This is a genomic window from Streptomyces sp. NPDC058576, assembly GCF_042718715.1.
Lineage (GTDB): Bacteria > Actinomycetota > Actinomycetes > Streptomycetales > Streptomycetaceae > Streptomyces.
The window spans coordinates 1-16,412 of record NZ_JBHXPF010000101.1; the positions used below are offsets into that span (position 1 = coordinate 1).

Genomic DNA, 16,412 nt, shown 5'->3' on the forward strand with positions numbered 1-16,412 from the left:
CCTCGTACTCTCCCCCCCCCTCCCCCACCTGGGTTACCCCTCATCACCCCCGGCTTGGGTTGGCGTCGCCTGGGGGGGCCCCCCCGCCCCCCCCCCCCCACTCCCTACCGGGGCCCGATCGACGGGCCGTCGGATCGGTGCGGATAACCCCCGCCGAACATGTGGATCACTCCCGCGGGGCGGGTAGGGTCCGTGGCGTACGTACTTGCTTCAACGGCAATTCGGCCATCGGCAAGTCGGGGGATGATCCTGACTCTCTCGCGCAGGGCCATCGCATACCTGGAGGGAAACGCGTGGAAGCCAACACTCGTAGCACCGGGCGTCTACCAGCTGCCTTCCTGACGCCGGGTTCGTCCTCGTTCATGGACTTCCTGTCCGACCAGTCGCCCGAGATGCTCCCGGGCAACCGGAGCCTGCCGCCGCTCCAGGGAGCCATCGAGGCGCCGCACGGGACGACCATCGTCGCCGCGTCCTTCCCCGGCGGCGTGGTCCTGGCCGGCGACCGGCGCGCCACCATGGGCAACATGATCGCGCAGCGCGACATCGAGAAGGTCTTCCCGGCCGACGAGTACTCCGCGGTGGGCATCGCGGGCACCGCCGGACTGGCCGTGGAGATGGTCAAGCTGTTCCAGCTGGAGCTGGAGCACTTCGAGAAGGTCGAGGGAGCCCAGCTCTCCCTGGAGGGCAAGGCCAACCGGCTCTCCACCATGATCCGCTCCAACCTCGCCATGGCCATGCAGGGCCTCGCCGTGGTTCCCCTCTTCGCCGGCTACGACATCGACCGCGAGAAGGGCCGCATCTTCTCCTACGACGTCACCGGCGGCCGCTCCGAGGAGAACGGCTACGCCGCCACCGGCTCCGGGTCCATCTTCGCCCGCGGCTCGATGAAGAAGCTCTACCGCGAGGACCTGACGGAGGAGCAGGCTCTCACCCTGGTCGTACAGGCGCTGTACGACGCGGCGGACGACGACTCGGCGACCGGTGGCCCGGACGTGGCCCGCCGTATCTATCCGATCGTCACCGTCATCACCGACGAAGGCTTCCGGAGGCTGGGCGACCAGGAGTCCTCCGAGATCGCGCGCTCCATCCTGGAACGCCGACTCGAGCAGCCCGACGGCCCGCGCGCCGCGCTGCTCTGATCCGGACCCCTGGCCTCCCCAGACGCACTCGTCACTGACAGAAAGGGACGGATAGCCGGTGTCGACGCCGTTCTATGTCTCACCCCAGCAGGCCATGGCCGACCGGGCGGAATACGCCCGCAAGGGCATCGCCCGTGGTCGCAGCCTCGTTGTGCTGCAGTATGCCGACGGCATTGTGTTCGTCGGCGAGAACCCGTCCCGCGCACTCCACAAGTTCAGCGAGATCTACGACCGGATCGGCTTCGCCGCCGCCGGCAAGTACAACGAGTACGAGAACCTCCGCATCGGCGGCGTGCGCTACGCCGATCTGCGCGGATACACCTACGACCGGGACGATGTGACGGCCCGTGGGCTGGCCAACGTCTACGCCCAGACGCTCGGCACCATCTTCTCCAGTGCGGCCGAGAAGCCGTACGAGGTGGAGCTCGTGGTCGCCGAGGTCGGCAGCGCGCCCGAGGGCGACCAGATCTACCGGCTGCCGCACGACGGTTCGATCGTGGACGAGCACGGCTCGGTCGCGGTCGGCGGCAACTCCGAGCAGATCAGCGGCTTCCTCGACCAGCGCCACCGCGACGGCATGACCCTGGCCGAGGCGCTCAAGCTGGCCGTCCAGGCCCTCTCGCGGGAGCCGGGCGGCGGCGAGCGGGAGATCCCGGCCGAGCGCCTGGAGGTCGCGGTCCTGGACCGTACCCGCCCCCAGCAGCGCAAGTTCAAGCGGATCGTCGGCCGTCAGCTGGCCCGCCTGCTGGACACGGACGCCGCGGCCAGCACGCCCACGGACGCCCCGTCCGACGCCGAGGACAACGACGCCGACAGCACTCCCGACTCCACGGAGGAGACGGAGAAGTAGCGGCAGCGCTGGTTGCGCCCCGGGCCTCGGCCCGGGGGCGCCGTCATGCCCGGACGGCGGGCGGCGGGGCCGTGGAGCCGCGTACGACCAGCCGGACCGGCAGGCCGCCCGGCTCGACGGGCCGGCCGTCCAGCACGGCGAGCAGCGCCTCCATGCCCCGCTCCCCGACCTGCTCGGCCGGCAGCCGCACCGTGGTCAGCTCCGGCTCCAGGGCGGTGGCCAGCGCCAGGTCGTCGAATCCGGTGACCGACAGCTCGTCCGGCACCCGCAGCCCGAGCCTGCGGGCGGCCTTGCAGGCGCCGGCGGCCAGGATGTCGTCGTCGCAGACGATCGCGGTGGGCCGCTCGCCGGTGACCGCCAGGGCCTGTTCGGCCGCCTCGCGCCCCGCCCCCACGTCCAGCGGGGCCCGTACCGTGCGCACCGTCGCGTCCCCCGCCGCGCCCACCGCGTCGTGCAGCGCCTCGGCGCGCACCGCGAACGTCCAGGTGTCCACGGCGGACGCCAGATGCAGGAAGCGGCGGTGCCCGAGTCCCAGCAGATGGTCCGTCACCTGCCGCATCCCGTCGGCGATGTCGAGGTTCACATGGGCGGCGGGCCCGGTGTCCGAGGGGTCGCTGTCCAGCATCACCAGCGGCAGATCCGCCCCGTGCAGCGCGCCCAGCGCGTCGGCGGCCATCGAGGACGCGATGACCCCGTCGAGTGCCGCGCGGGCCGAGTCGAACGGGTCCCGGGCCGGGCCCGTGCCGTCCGGCGAGGGGTAGAGCACCACGCCGAAGTCGTGCTCGGCGGCGAGCGCCGCCGCCCCGGCGTACACCCGGGCGAAGAACTCGTTGGTCAGCGCGGGCACCACCAGCAGAGCGGTCCTGGTCCGGCCGAGCCGCAGACTGCGGGCGGCCAGATTGGGGCGGTAGCCGAGCTCCGCCGCCGCGTCCCGGACCCGCTGTGCCGTGACCTCCGACACCCGGCCCGGCCACTTCCCGCCGAGGACCAGGGAGACCGTCGCCTGGGAGACGCCTGCCGCACGGGCCACGTCGCGGCTGGTGGGCCGGGCGGGGACGGGCTGCTGTGCGCTGGTCACTCGTGCCTCCGTGCGGGATGTTCCGTGACGCCGCGGGGTGGACCCGCGAACTGCGCACATGGTACGTATGAGCCTCGACGTTATACGTAACACTTCGGCGGGCGCACCGTCGGCCGGGGCGGAGAGGGGCGGGAATGGCCGCGGGATATCTGGACATCCTCCGGGCGCGGCATGCCGCCCGGCTGCTGACGGGCACCCTGGTGGGGCGGCTGCCCAACGGCACCGCGCACATCGCGATCGTGCTGTTCACCCGGGCGGAGGGCGGCAGCTACACGCTGGCCGGCGCGCTCGCCGCCGCCTACGGTCTTGCCACCGCCGTCGGGCAGCCGCTGCTCGGCCGCGCGGTGGACCTGTACGGGCAGCCGCGCGTCCAACTGCCGGCCGCCGTGGTCTCCGCGCTCGGCATGTCCCTGCTGGCCCTCACCGGCCTCGGATCGCTTCCGCTGGCCTACCTCGCCGTCATCATCGCCGGAGTCGCCACACCGCCCCTGGAGGGCGGTCTGCGGGCCCTGTGGCCCAGCGTCCTCAAGGGCGAGGGCCAGGTGCACCGGGCCTACGCCATGGACGCCGTGGCGCAGGAGATCATGTTCACCGTCGGTCCGCTCCTGGTGACCCTGCTCGTCTCGCTCTGGTCCCCGGCCGCCGCCCTGCTCGTCATCAACGCCATCGGCGTCCTCGGCGCCCTGTCGGTCGTCCTGTCCGAACCCTCGCGCACCTGGCGTTCCGCGCCCCGCGAGGCGCACTGGCTCGGCGCCCTGCGCTCGCCCGGTCTCCTCGCGCTCCTCGGCGCGTTCTTCTTCGTCGGGCTCGCCCTCGGCTCCATCACCGTGGCCGGGGTGGCGTACGCCGACGACCACGGCCGGGAGTCGGTGTACGGCTGGCTGATGGCCGCGCTCGGCCTCGGCGCGCTGATCGGCGGCCTGGTCTACGGGGCGCGGCAGTGGGCCGGCGCCCCCGAGAAGCGGCTGCGGGTCATCGTGGGACTGCTGGCGCTGGGCTATCTGCCGCTGACGCTCACCCCCTCGGTGCCCGTCATGACCGCCCTCGCGGCCCTGGCCGGAGTGTTCCTCGCACCGGCCATCGCCTGCTCCTTCATCGTGGTCGACCGGCACGCCCCGCGCGGCACGGTGACCGAGGCGTTCTCCTGGCTCGTCACCACGTTCGGCGTAGGCGCCGCGCTCGGCACGGCAGTCGCCGGACCGGCCGTCGAACTCGGCTCGACCGCCTGGAGCTTCGCCGTCGCGGGGGCCGGTGGAGTGGCCGCCCTGGTGGTCCTGCTGGCCACCGGGAAGCTCCTCGCGGCTCCCGTCCGTACGGCCGCCGTCGTGACGGGATCGGAAAATGATCGAAACGGTGCCGTCGAACCCGGTTTCAGCTCGGGCCATAAGGCGTAATGTTCAGTCATGGACCGCCGCATTTTCGGGCTGGAGAACGAGTACGGCGTCACGTGCACGTTCAGGGGACAGCGCCGACTGTCACCTGACGAAGTGGCGCGCTACCTCTTCCGCCGTGTTGTGTCATGGGGCCGCAGCAGCAACGTCTTTCTGCGGAACGGCGCCCGCCTCTACCTCGACGTGGGATCGCATCCGGAATATGCAACCCCCGAATGCGACAACGTGACCGAGCTGGTCACGCACGACAAGGCGGGCGAGCGCATTCTCGAAGGCCTGCTCGTCGACGCCGAACGCCGCCTGCACGAGGAGGGAATCGCGGGCGACGTCTATCTCTTCAAGAACAACACCGACTCGGCGGGAAACTCCTACGGCTGCCACGAGAACTACCTCGTGGCCCGGCACGGAGAATTCTCCCGGCTCGCGGACATCCTCATTCCCTTCCTCGTCACCAGGCAGCTGATCTGTGGCGCCGGCAAGGTGCTCCAGACCCCGCGTGGCGCGGTCTACTGCGTCAGCCAGCGCGCCGAGCACATCTGGGAGGGCGTCAGCTCCGCGACCACCCGCTCCCGGCCGATCATCAACACCCGTGACGAACCCCACGCCGACGCCGAGCGGTACCGCCGCCTCCACGTCATCGTCGGTGACTCGAACATGTCCGAGACGACCATGCTGCTCAAGGTCGGCGCCACCGACCTGGTGCTCCGCATGATCGAGGCGGGCACGGTGATGCGCGACCTGACCCTGGAGAACCCGATCCGGGCGATCCGCGAGGTCAGCCACGACCTCACGGGGCAGCGCAAGGTCCGTCTGGCCAGCGGCCGCGAGGCCTCGGCGATCGAGGTCCAGCGGGAGTACTACGAGAAGGCCGTGGACTTCGTCGAGCGCCGGGGCATCCGCACCGGCACCGTCGACCAGGTCCTGGAGCTGTGGGGCCGCGCCTTGGACGCGATCGAGGCCGAGGACCTCGACCGGATCGACACCGAGATCGACTGGGTCATGAAGTACAAGCTCATCGAGCGGTACCGGGCCAAGCACAACATGACGATGTCGAATCCGCGGGTCGCCCAGATAGACCTCGCCTACCACGACATCCACCGCCGCCGCGGTCTCTTCTATCTCCTGGAGAAGAAGGGGCAGACGGCCCGCATCTGCAACGACCTGAAGATCTTCGAGGGCAAGTCGGTGCCCCCGCAGACCACCCGGGCGCGGTTGCGCGGCGACTTCATCCGCCGGGCCCAGGAGCAGCGGAGGGACTTCACCGTCGACTGGGTCCACCTCAAGCTCAACGACCAGGCGCAGCGCACGGTGCTGTGCAAGGACCCGTTCCGGTCCGTGGACGAGCGGGTGGAGAAGCTGATCGCCGGCATGTGACCGGGCCGGTCCGCGGGGAACCGCGGGAAAAGCGCCACATTGTACGCCGGGGCGGCTCGCCCCGGCGTACAGCCGTGTCGGTACCCGTGATGCCGCTGGGGCGAAGTCGTAGAGTGGCGGGAGTGCCCGGAGCCCCCTACGCGAGTTGGACTGATGATCCCCACGAAAACTGCCCGGCGTGCCGCCGCTGTCCTGGCCGTGCCCGCTCTGCTGATCACCGCCGCCTGCGGTTCCGATTCCAAGGACGACGCCGCACCGAAGAACTCGGATGCCGTCGCCGAGGTCTCCGGGAAGTTCGGCGCCGAGCCCAAGATCGAGATGCCCAAGGGCGCCAAGGTGTCCGACGAGGTCGTGGCGAGCGACGTCTCGACCGGTGACGGCGCCGAGGTGAAGAAGGGCGACATCGTCCGCCTGGACTTCGCCGGCAACATCGAGGCGCTCGGCTCCACCTGGGCCCAGCGACAGGGCGCCGACCCGAAGGCCCCCCGTGCCCAGGTCGTGCAGGAGGTCGGCCAGCAGGGGCAGATGCTGCCGACCAAGGTCGCGGAGGCGCTGACCGGTCACAAGGTCGGCAGCCGGGTCCAGGTCGAAGGCACGGCCGAGGCGATCGTCGGCGAGCAGCTGAACCCGCAGTCCGGGATCAAGCCCACCGACCCCCTGGTCTGGGTCGTCGACATCGTCAACGCCAAGAAGGTCGACAAGAAGGGCGAGGCCAAGGGGACCCAGGCCGCGAGCGAGGCCGGGACGCCCGAGGTGAAGGCCGCCTCCCAGAAGGCCGCGACCATCACCATCCCCAAGGGTGAGAAGGCCCCCAAGGACCTCCAGGAGCAGGTGCTGATCAAGGGCGACGGGGCCGCGGTCAAGGCAGGTGAGGGCCTCGTCGTCCAGTACACCGGTGTGAAGTGGGAGGACGGCAAGAAGTTCGACTCCTCCTGGGACAACGGTGGCGCGACCGCCTTCCCGATCGGCGTCGGCGGCGTCATCCAGGGCTGGGACAAGGGACTGGTCGGCAAGCACGTCGGCGACCGTGTCCTGCTGACCATCCCGCCGAACCAGGCCTACGGCGCCGACCCCTCGAGCCAGCTGGCCAAGAACAGCCTGGTCTTCGTCGTCGACATCCTCGGAACCGTCTGAGACATCCTCGGTACGGTCCGAGCGGCGGGGTGACCCGTGCGAGACTTGTGGGGTTTTTCCCCAAGATTCTTTAGGAGCAGTTCAGTGAGCATCGAGAAGCCCGAGGTCGACTTCCCGGGTGGCGAGCCGCCGGCCGATCTGGAGATCAAGGACATCTGGGAGGGCGACGGCGCGGTGGCCCAGGCCGGCCAGACCGTCTCCGTCCACTACGTGGGCGTGTCCTTCTCCACCGGTGAGGAGTTCGACGCCTCCTGGAACCGCGGCACCCCGCTGCAGTTCCAGCTCGGTGCCGGCCAGGTCATCTCCGGCTGGGACAAGGGCGTGCAGGGCATGAAGGTCGGCGGCCGTCGCCAGCTGACCATCCCCGCGCACCTGGCCTACGGCGACCGCGGCGCCGGCGGCAAGATCGCCCCCGGCGAGACGCTGATCTTCGTCTGCGACCTCGTCGCGGTCTGATCCGTCCGCTCGCGCGCATGAGGGCCCCCGCCGCACGGCGGGGGCCCTCACTGCTGCCCGGAGGACCCCTCTCCGCTCTCCGGCCGACGGCCCGGCTTTGGAGCCTCACACCCCGGGGCGGTACGGTCGACCGTCGTAGAGCACCGGAGAAAGGGCGTCGATGGCGATTGCCAAGGCCGAGCGGTTGATGAACCTCGCGCTGTGCCTGCTGGGGACCCGGCGCCCGCTCAGCAAGCGCGAGCTCCGCGAATCCATCGAGGCCTACCTCGAAGCGGGCTCCGACGACTCCTTCAACCGGATGTTCGAGCGCGACAAGGACGATCTGCGCGAACTCGGCCTCGTCATCGAGACCGTCGAGAACCTCGACGGCGACACCGGCTACCTGGCCCGCCGCGACAGCAACCGGCTGCCCCCCATCACCCTGGACGCCGAGGAGGCCGCCGCCCTCGGCCTGGCCGCCAAGGTCTGGCAGCAGGCCCGCCTCGCCGGGGCCGCCAGCGGCGCTCTCCAGAAGCTGCGGGCCGCCGGCATGCCCGAGGCCGAGGACGCCTACGAGGTGCACAGCGCCCTCGAACCCCGCATCCCCGTCCACGAGGCCGCCTTCGAGCCCCTGATGCTGGCCTGCCGCGACCGCCGCCCCGTCACCTTCGACTACCGCAAGGCCAACTCCGCCCGCGCCGAGCAGCGCCAGGTCGAACCCTGGACCCTCGAATGCTGGCGCGGCCACTGGTACCTCGCCGGCTGGGACCGCGAGCGGGGCGCGGAACGCGTCTTCCGGCTCTCCCGGATCACCGGCAAGGTCCGCTCCCGCGCCGGGGCCTTCAGCGCCGAGGTGCCCGACGTGGTCACCGTCCGCGAGACCGTCGAGAGCTGGGCCGGCGAGACCGCGACCCGTACCGCCCGGATCAGGCTGCGCGCCGGCGCCGGCTACCCGCTGCGCTCCCGCGCCACAGCCGTGCGGGACCGCGGCGACGGCTGGGACGAGCTGGAGATCCCGTACGGGCACGGCCTCGACGCCTGGCTCGTCGAATTCGGCCCGGACGTCGTCGTGGAGGAACCCGCCGATCTGCGGGCCGATGTGGTGGACCGGCTCCGCGCCGTGGCCAAGGACTAGGGGCAGGGAAACGATGGCCACGAACGCGATCGACCAGACCCGCCGGATGCTGTCCCTGGTGACGTATCTGCGCGAGCGCCCCGGCGCCCACGTCCAGGACGTGGCACGGGCCTTCGGGATCACCGAGGACGAGCTGATCTCGGACCTCGACGTCCTGCCCATGTGCGGCACCAGCTTCCGCGGCGGCGACCTCCTCGACATCGACACCGACGGCGACCGGATCTGGTGGCACAACCCGGACGACGTCGCCGAGCCGCTCCGGCTCGCCGCCGACGAGGCCACCGCGCTGCTCGTCGCCGCCCGCGCCGTCGCCACCCTGCCCGGCCTGCGCGAGAGCGACCGGCTGGCCCTCGTCCGCGCCACCGCCAAGCTGGAGACGGCCGCCGGCGAGTCCGGCGCGGCCAGCTCCCGGCTCTCGGTGACCTTCGAGGCGGAGGGCGGCGTCTTCGCCGACGTCGACCGGGCCATCTCCGAGCGCCGCCGGCTCTGGCTGCGCTACTACTCGCCCGCCCGCGACGAACTCACCGAGCGCGAGGTCGACCCGATCCGGCTCTTCGCCGTCGGACACACCTACATGGAGGGCTGGTGCCGGCTCTCCGAGGCCCGCCGGACCTTCCGGCTGGACCGGGTCGCCGAGATCCGCCTCCTCGACGCCCCCGCGGCCCCGCCCGAGCTGGAGCTGCGGGACCTGTCCGCCGGACTGGTCCAGCCCGCCGCCGAGGACCCGGAAGTCGTGATCGAGGTCGGCACCGGCGGCCGCTGGGTCGCCGAGTACTACCCGCACGACTGTGCCGAGGAACTCCCCGACGGCGGCCTGCGCATCACCCTGCGCACCCCGGACCCGGCCTCGCTGCGCCGGCTCGCCCTGCGCCTGGGCGGCGACGGCCGCATCGTCACCCCGCCGGAGCTCGCGGACAGCGCCCGCGAGGCCGCACGCGAGGCGCTCGCGGCCTACGAGGACGCGCTCTGAGACCCGGGGGAGGGGAGACGACGATGCACCGGACGCCCCTGTATCCGGCCACCGCCACCGGGATCCGCCCGGCGTCCCTGCCCGGCACCGGACCCGTCCCGGTGCCGGTACCCGCCGCCGTGCGCTTCCGAGCCGCCTGCCCCGACTGCCGGGGGCGCTTCGAGCTGGCCGCCGCGGCACTGCGCCTGGCGATCGGCGCCACCAGCCGCACCACCTTCTACACCTTCACCTGCCCCGCGTGCGGCGCCTCGGTCCGCAAGCCCGCCGGGGAGCGCATCATCGAACTGCTCACCGGCGGCGGCGTACGGACCCTGCGCCTGCACACCGCCCTGTAGCACCCGACCGCAGCGCCCGTCGGAAGCCCCGTACGAAGCCCGTAGGAAGAGGGACCGCCGAATGTTCTGGCCCATGCTCGCCATCGCCCTCGGATTCCTGGGCATCGCCGTGCTCGGGGTGCTCGGCATCAAGGTCTTCGTCGAGGCCCAGCGTCTCGGCCGACAGGTCACCGACACCACCGAGCGCATCAACCGGGCGTCGGAAGATCTCGAACGGGCCGCCACCCGCCTCGCGGCCACCGGCGACGGCCTGCGATAACGAGCCCGGGGCCTGATGTTCGACACCATCGGGGAGGTACGCTGCAAGGGTCGGCCCAGGCAGGGAGGTGCGGGCCGCAAGCCGGAGTACGCACGGGCATTGCCTCGCGTTTACCCCTGCGGGTTACGATCGCTGCCAAGCGCAACGATCGGACGTATGCCCGGTCGAACGGGTAGCGAGCCCACCCACCAGCCGCCTCAGTGAGAAGGAAGTCGCACATGATCGGCAATCTGAAGCCCCTCGAGATCGTTCTGATCATCGCTGTCATCCTGCTGCTCTTCGGTGCCAAGAAGCTTCCCGACATGGCGCGCTCGCTCGGCAAGTCGGCCCGCATCCTCAAGAGCGAGGCCAAGGCCATGAAGAAGGACGACGCGGCGACCACGACGCCCACGACGGAGACCGTCGAGGACACGGTGCCCCCGCAGTCCACCACCGCGCGCACCATCCAGGCCGCGCCGGGAGACGTCACCAGCTCCCGCCCGGTCAACGAGGCCAAGCCCACCACCCAGAGCTGACCGCTGTCGCGCTCCGCCGACGGCCGCCGCACGAGACGAGGGAAGTGGGTTGCTCAAGTCTGCCCGCAAGCAGGAGAAGGACGAAGAGGGGCGGATGCCTCTCCTCGATCACCTGCGTGAGCTGCGTAACCGGCTGCTGAAGGCCGTGCTCGCGATCGTCCTCGTGATGATCGTCGCGGCGTTCTACCAGAAGGAGATCTACGAGTTCCTTCTGGCCCCCATCCAGGAATCCGTCGGTTGCCAGAACGGTGTGGTCACCACCGTCGACGGGAAGTCCTGCGCCCTGCTGAAGACCGACACGCTGATCGGACCGTTCACCAACGCGCTCAAGGTCGCGCTGATGTCCGGTGTGCTGCTGGCGACGCCGGTCTGGCTCTACCAGCTGTGGGCCTTCGTCGCCCCGGGGCTGCACAAGGGCGAGAAGCGCTACGCCTACGCCTTCGCCGTCGTCGGCGCGCCGCTCTTCCTGTCCGGCGGCTACCTCGCCTACGCGATCCTGCCGCAGACCGCCGAGATCATGCTCGGCTTCAGCCCGGACGACGTGCAGAACCAGATCGGGCTCGACAGCTATCTGGACCTGCTCGTCCGCATGGTGATCGTCTTCGGGCTCGCGTTCGAGTTGCCGCTTCTCCTCATCGCGCTGAACATGACGGGTCTCGTCTCCGGGAAGCGGATGCTGTCCTGGTGGCGCGGCATGATCATCGGCCTCACCGCCTTCGCGGCCATCGCGACCCCCGGCGGCGAACCCATTTCCATGCTGCTCCTCGCGGGGCCGCTCGCCCTCCTGTACTTCGTCGCCGTCGGTTTCTCCCTGGTGAACGACAAGCGCCGCAACCGCAACAACCCCGACGCCGAGCTGAGCGACGACGAGGCATCGGATCTGGATCTGACGCCCGAGCCCGTCGGCAGCGTGGAGAGCGTCCCCTCCTCCCGCCCGGCGCTCCCGGGGCAGTCCTCCGGTGAGGCGGACAGGCCCGGATCGCACCGGCTGAACGGTTACGACGACGTCACCTGACCTTGTAGGGTCCGGCGGGTGACCAGCGAGATCACCCTTTTCGTCAATCCCACCGCAGGACGCGGCCGGGGCGCGCACGCCGCGCAGCCGGCCGCTTCCGCGTTGCGGGACGCCGGATTCTCCGTCCGTACGGTGCTCGGCGAGGACGCCGACGACGCCCTGCGCCGGGCCCGTGAGGCCGTCGCCGCGGGGACCGGGGCGCTGATAGCCGTGGGCGGGGACGGGCTGATGTCCCTCGCCCTCCAGGCTGTCGCCGGGACCGACACTCCCCTCGGGGTTGTCGCCGTCGGCACCGGCAACGACTTCGCCCGCGCGCTGGGTCTGCCGATCCGCGACCCGGCCGCCGCCGGACGGCTGGCCGCGCGGGCGCTCAAGGACGGCAGCCACCGCGACATCGACCTCGGGCGGGTCGGGAACCGCTGGTTCGGCTCGGTCCTCGCCTCCGGGTTCGACTCCCGGGTCAACGACCGGGGCAACCGGATGCGCTTCGTCGGCGGCCGGTTCAAGTACGACCTCGCGATCCTCGCCGAACTGGCCGCCTTCAGGCCGATCCCGTACCGGATCCGGCTCGACGGGGGAGAGGCCGTCGAGATCGAGGCCACCCTCATCGCGGTGGGCAACGGAACCACGTACGGCGGAGGCATGCGCATCTGCGCCGACGCCGAGATGGACGACGGGCTCTTCGACGTGACGGTGGTGGGGGAGTGCACCCGCACCACGCTCCTCAAGGTGTTCCCGAAGGTCTACCGGGGCACGCACCTGGGCCACCCCGCCGTCACCGTGCACCGGGTCTCCTCGATCGAGCTGGCGGCGACCGGGATCACGGCGTACGCGGATGGCGAGCCGCTGGGGCCGCTGCCGCTGACCGCGACCTGCGTACCGGGGGCCGTGCGGGTGCTCACCGGGCGCTGACCGGTGGAGGACCAAGGGGATTTAAAGATCGGGCTGAGTGTCAGAGGTGACGGGTAGGCTCGTAGCCAAGATGACAGAGGACCTCTCACCAGCTGAGCGATACCAGGCATCCCGGGCCCGTGCGGCCGAGATGGCGACGGCCCTCGGGCCCTTCCGGGAGATGTACGAGTTCGGACTGGACCCGTTCCAGATCGAGGCGTGCCAGGCCCTGGAGGCGGGCAAGGGGGTGCTGGTCGCGGCCCCGACGGGGTCGGGCAAGACGATCGTCGGCGAGTTCGCCGTGCACCTGGCCCTGGAGCAGGGCCGCAAGTGCTTCTACACCACGCCGATCAAGGCGCTCTCCAACCAGAAGTTCGCCGATCTGGTCAAGCGGTACGGCGCCGACAAGGTCGGCCTGCTGACCGGCGACAACAGCGTCAACTCCGAGGCGCCGGTGGTCGTGATGACCACCGAGGTCCTGCGGAACATGCTGTACGCGGGCTCCCAGTCCCTGTCCGGTCTCGGCTACGTGGTCATGGACGAGGTGCACTACCTCTCCGACCGCTTCCGGGGTGCGGTGTGGGAGGAAGTGATCATCCACCTCCCGGAGTCCGTGACGCTGGTCTCCCTGTCGGCGACCGTCTCCAACGCGGAGGAGTTCGGCGACTGGCTGGACACCGTGCGCGGCGACACCGAGGTGATCGTCTCCGAGCACCGCCCGGTGCCGCTGTGGCAGCACGTGATGGCCGGCCGCAAGATGTACGACCTCTTCGAGGAGGCCACCGACCACGGTGGCCGGGGCGCGGGGCGCCGCGAGGTCAATCCGGACCTCGTCCGGCTCGCCCGGCAGGAGAGCCAGAACGTCTACAACCCCCGCGACCGCCGCCGGGGCAAGATGGTGCGCGAGGCCGACCGCGAGCGCGAGCGGCGGCAGCGCGGCCGGATCTGGACGCCCGGCAGGCCCGAGGTGATCGACCGGCTGGACAATGAGGGTCTGCTGCCCGCCATCACCTTCATCTTCAGCCGCGCGGGCTGCGAGGCCGCCGTGCAGCAGTGTCTGTACGCCGGACTCCGGCTCAACGACGAGGACAAGCGCCGGCTGGTCCGCGAGATCGTCGAGGAGCGGACCGCGTCCATCCCCGGCGAGGACCTGCACGTCCTGGGCTACTACGAGTGGCTCGAAGGCCTGGAGCGGGGCATCGCCGCCCACCACGCGGGCATGCTCCCGACCTTCAAGGAGGTCGTCGAGGAGCTGTTCGTACGGGGGCTGGTGAAGGCCGTCTTCGCCACCGAGACCCTGGCGCTCGGCATCAACATGCCCGCGCGCTCGGTGGTGCTGGAGAAGCTCGTCAAGTGGAACGGCGAGCAGCACGCCGACATCACCCCCGGCGAGTACACCCAGCTCACCGGCCGGGCCGGACGCCGTGGCATCGACGTCGAGGGCCATGCGGTGGTCCTGTGGCAGCGTGGCATGGACCCGACGGCGCTGGCCGGCCTCGCGGGCACGCGGACGTATCCGCTGCGCTCCAGCTTCCGCCCCTCGTACAACATGGCGGTCAATCTGGTGCAGCAGTTCGGGCGGCACAGGTCGCGGGAGCTGCTGGAGACCTCGTTCGCCCAGTTCCAGGCGGACAAGTCCGTCGTGGGGATCTCACGCCAGGTGCAGCGCAACGAGGAGGGCCTGGAGGGCTACCAGGAGGGCATGACCTGCCACCTCGGCGACTTCGAGGAGTACGCGCGCCTGCGGCGCGACCTCAAGGACCGCGAGACGGAGCTGGCCAAGCAGGGCGCCGCGCAGCGGCGGGCGGCGGCGGCCTCCTCGCTGGAGAAGCTGAAGCCGGGTGATGTCATCCATGTGCCGACGGGGAAGTTCGCGGGGCTGGCGCTCGTGCTGGACCCGGGGCTGCCGGCCGGGCGGGCCAACGGGCATCGCGGGTTCGACCACCACGACGGGCCGCGGCCGCTGGTGCTGACCGCCGAGCGGCAGGTCAAGCGCCTTGCCTCGATGGACTTCCCGGTGCCGGTGGAGGCGCTGGAGCGGATGCGCGTTCCGAAGTCGTTCAACCCGCGCTCGCCGCAGTCCCGGCGCGATCTGGCCTCGGCGCTGCGGTCCAAGGCCGGGCACATCGTGCCCGACCGGCACCGCAAGGGGCGGGCGCCGGCCGCCGACGACCGCGAGATCGCCCGGCTGCGGACCGAGCTGCGCGCCCATCCGTGCCACGGGTGCGACGAGCGGGAGGACCACGCGCGGTGGGCCGAGCGCTACCACCGGCTCGAGCGGGACACCCGGCAGTTGGAGAAGCGGATCGAGGGGCGGACGAACACGATCGCCCGGACCTTCGACCGGATCGTCGCGCTCCTGACCGAGCTGGACTATCTCCGGGGCAACGAGGTCACCGCGAACGGGCGGCGACTGGCCCGGCTCTACGGGGAGCTGGACCTGCTCGCCAGCGAGTGCCTGCGGGAGGGGGTCTGGGAAGGGCTCAACCCCGCTGAACTGGCTGCTTGTGTCTCGGCGTTGGTCTACGAGGCGCGGCAGGCCGATGACGCGGTCGCGCCGAAGCTGCCGTCCGGGCCTGCCAAGGTCGCCATGGGCGAGATGGTGCGGATCTGGGGGCGGCTGGACGCCCTGGAGGAGGACTTCAAGATCAACCAGACGGAGGGGGTCGGGCAGCGCGAGCCCGATCTCGGCTTCGCCTGGGCGGTCTACATGTGGGCCTCCGGCCGGACGCTGGACGAGGTGCTGCGCGAGGCGGAGATGCCGGCGGGGGACTTCGTGCGGTGGTGCAAGCAGGTGATCGATGTGCTGGGGCAGGTGGCTGCGGCGGCTCCTCGGGATGCGGGGGCGGGGGCCGGGGCCGGTGCTTCTGGCGTGGCGAAGAATGCGCGTAAGGCGGTGGATGCGGTGTTGCGGGGGGTCGTGGCGTACAGCTCGGTCGGGTGACCGGGCCGAGGGGGCGCCTGCGGCGGGCGTGTCCCCTCCCCGCCCCTTCCCGAAACCGGGGCTCCGCCCCGGACCCCGCTCCTCGAACGCCGGAGGGGCTGGAGGTGCGGCTCTGCCCCGGAGCCCGCTCCTCGAACGGCGGAGGGCTGGGAGGGGGCGGCTCTGTCCAGGAGCCCGCTCCTCGAACGGTGGAGGGGATGGACGGGGGCGGCTCCGCCCCGGACCCCGCTCCTCAAACGCCGGAGGGGCTGGAGGTGCGGCTCTGCCCCGGAGCCCGCTCCTCGAACGGTGGAGGGGGCCCGGGGCCTAGCAGGGCGGGCGCGGGGTTACGTGCTGCGGGTCTTGGCCGCTGCTCCCGCGCAGACCATGCCCAGCAGTATCGTCAGTCCGCCGACGACGATGTTGTTGATCACGATCCCCACGTCCGGGCTGTTGCCCACCACCCAGGTCGAGACGATGATCCACGCACCCATGGCGCAGATCGCCCAGCTGAGGCCGTACATGCGCTCGGGCATCGCCGTGAAGCCGAGGGCCAGTACGGCGATGGCGATCCCCATCACCAGGTTGTGCGTGACCAGGGCCGGCTGGTTCGCCGTGAAGTGGAGCACCCACGGGGAAACGGCACAGTAGAGGCCGACGAGGAACACCGGCGCGTCCACCAGCGCCACATCACGACCGCCCATCACGCGGTCGTACCGCGCACGCATCTCGGAGGCATCGGGGTGGCCCGATATGTCACTCCTCGCGTGTGAGACGTTGCTCATGAGATTTCGTCTCCTTCGGTGCCGCGGGCCCCGCCGCCGTGCGGATGGATGCGGCAGGCACCCTTATCCCCATAGTGCGCTTATCTGGCGCTTATGTGAACATTTCGGACAATGTTTTGGCGGGGATTCCCGGGCCCGCGCACGACGAGGGGCGGGAAGCCGCGGCGGTGACGGCGGAGCCCC

General features: G+C 71.0%; 16 protein-coding genes and 1 pseudogene. 15 read left to right on the forward strand and 2 right to left on the reverse strand.

What is annotated here, in order from left to right; all coding sequences use genetic code 11:
• Positions 1-149 precede the first annotated feature (149 nt).
• The 3 genes and pseudogenes from ACFWRV_RS35330 to prcA all read left to right on the forward strand — a co-directional run.
• Positions 150-342, forward strand: a pseudogene (locus ACFWRV_RS35330) (endonuclease domain-containing protein); the annotation flags it as partial.
• Positions 294-1,139: a proteasome subunit beta gene (gene prcB / locus ACFWRV_RS35335; RefSeq protein ID WP_384340126.1), complete on the forward strand. Its 846-nt coding sequence runs from the start codon at positions 294-296 to the stop codon at positions 1,137-1,139. The pseudogene ACFWRV_RS35330 and the gene prcB, both read left to right, overlap by 49 nt.
• Positions 1,140-1,197: 58 nt before the next feature.
• Positions 1,198-1,989 carry a proteasome subunit alpha gene (gene prcA / locus ACFWRV_RS35340; protein WP_384340127.1) on the forward strand — a complete coding sequence of 264 codons (792 nt, stop codon included), beginning with the start codon at positions 1,198-1,200 and terminating at the stop codon, positions 1,987-1,989.
• A gap of 43 nt (positions 1,990-2,032) precedes the next feature.
• On the opposite strand, the gene ACFWRV_RS35345 is transcribed toward prcA, so the two are convergent.
• Positions 2,033-3,067, reverse strand: a complete 1,035-nt coding sequence (locus ACFWRV_RS35345) for a LacI family DNA-binding transcriptional regulator (RefSeq protein WP_384340129.1) — start codon at positions 3,065-3,067, stop codon at positions 2,033-2,035.
• A gap of 134 nt (positions 3,068-3,201) precedes the next feature.
• Here ACFWRV_RS35345 and ACFWRV_RS35350 point away from each other — a divergent pair, with 134 nt between their 5' ends.
• From ACFWRV_RS35350 to ACFWRV_RS35405, 12 genes are all read left to right on the forward strand, one after another.
• Entirely contained in the window at positions 3,202-4,461 is a 1,260-nt protein-coding gene (locus ACFWRV_RS35350; protein ID WP_384340130.1) for an MFS transporter, read from the forward strand.
• Between the two features lie 9 nt (positions 4,462-4,470).
• Positions 4,471-5,832, forward strand: a complete 1,362-nt coding sequence (gene pafA, locus ACFWRV_RS35355; RefSeq protein WP_384340132.1) for a Pup--protein ligase — start codon at positions 4,471-4,473, stop codon at positions 5,830-5,832.
• A gap of 153 nt (positions 5,833-5,985) precedes the next feature.
• Entirely contained in the window at positions 5,986-6,966 is a 981-nt protein-coding gene (locus ACFWRV_RS35360) for an FKBP-type peptidyl-prolyl cis-trans isomerase (protein ID WP_384340134.1), read from the forward strand.
• A gap of 84 nt (positions 6,967-7,050) precedes the next feature.
• Complete coding sequence (locus tag ACFWRV_RS35365) at positions 7,051-7,422, forward strand: FKBP-type peptidyl-prolyl cis-trans isomerase (protein WP_384340136.1); 372 nt, start codon at positions 7,051-7,053, stop codon at positions 7,420-7,422.
• A gap of 160 nt (positions 7,423-7,582) precedes the next feature.
• A complete protein-coding gene (locus tag ACFWRV_RS35370) occupies positions 7,583-8,536 on the forward strand; it encodes a helix-turn-helix transcriptional regulator (RefSeq protein ID WP_384340138.1) in 954 nt (317 codons plus the stop codon).
• Positions 8,537-8,549: 13 nt separating this feature from the next.
• A complete protein-coding gene (locus ACFWRV_RS35375) occupies positions 8,550-9,506 on the forward strand; it encodes a helix-turn-helix transcriptional regulator (RefSeq protein ID WP_384340139.1) in 957 nt (318 codons plus the stop codon).
• Positions 9,507-9,529: 23 nt separating this feature from the next.
• Complete coding sequence (locus tag ACFWRV_RS35380) at positions 9,530-9,841, forward strand: hypothetical protein (protein WP_384340141.1); 312 nt, start codon at positions 9,530-9,532, stop codon at positions 9,839-9,841.
• Between the two features lie 61 nt (positions 9,842-9,902).
• Positions 9,903-10,100, forward strand: a complete 198-nt coding sequence (locus ACFWRV_RS35385; protein ID WP_006123367.1) for a hypothetical protein — start codon at positions 9,903-9,905, stop codon at positions 10,098-10,100.
• A gap of 218 nt (positions 10,101-10,318) precedes the next feature.
• A complete protein-coding gene (gene tatA, locus ACFWRV_RS35390) occupies positions 10,319-10,615 on the forward strand; it encodes a Sec-independent protein translocase subunit TatA (protein WP_384340143.1) in 297 nt (98 codons plus the stop codon).
• A gap of 49 nt (positions 10,616-10,664) precedes the next feature.
• Positions 10,665-11,630: a twin-arginine translocase subunit TatC gene (gene tatC / locus ACFWRV_RS35395; RefSeq protein WP_384340145.1), complete on the forward strand. Its 966-nt coding sequence runs from the start codon at positions 10,665-10,667 to the stop codon at positions 11,628-11,630.
• 18 nt (positions 11,631-11,648) lie between these two features.
• Positions 11,649-12,542 (forward strand): diacylglycerol kinase, encoded by an 894-nt coding sequence (locus tag ACFWRV_RS35400; RefSeq protein ID WP_384340147.1) that lies wholly within the window; start codon positions 11,649-11,651, stop codon positions 12,540-12,542.
• A 70-nt stretch (positions 12,543-12,612) separates the two neighbouring features.
• The gene (locus ACFWRV_RS35405) at positions 12,613-15,465 is read left to right on the forward strand and encodes a DEAD/DEAH box helicase (protein WP_384340149.1); all 2,853 of its coding nucleotides are present in this window, start codon (positions 12,613-12,615) and stop codon (positions 15,463-15,465) included.
• 326 nt (positions 15,466-15,791) lie between these two features.
• Here ACFWRV_RS35405 and ACFWRV_RS35410 read toward each other — a convergent pair whose 3' ends face one another.
• The gene (locus ACFWRV_RS35410) at positions 15,792-16,229 is read right to left on the reverse strand and encodes an SPW repeat protein (RefSeq protein WP_384340151.1); all 438 of its coding nucleotides are present in this window, start codon (positions 16,227-16,229) and stop codon (positions 15,792-15,794) included.
• Positions 16,230-16,412 lie beyond the last annotated feature (183 nt).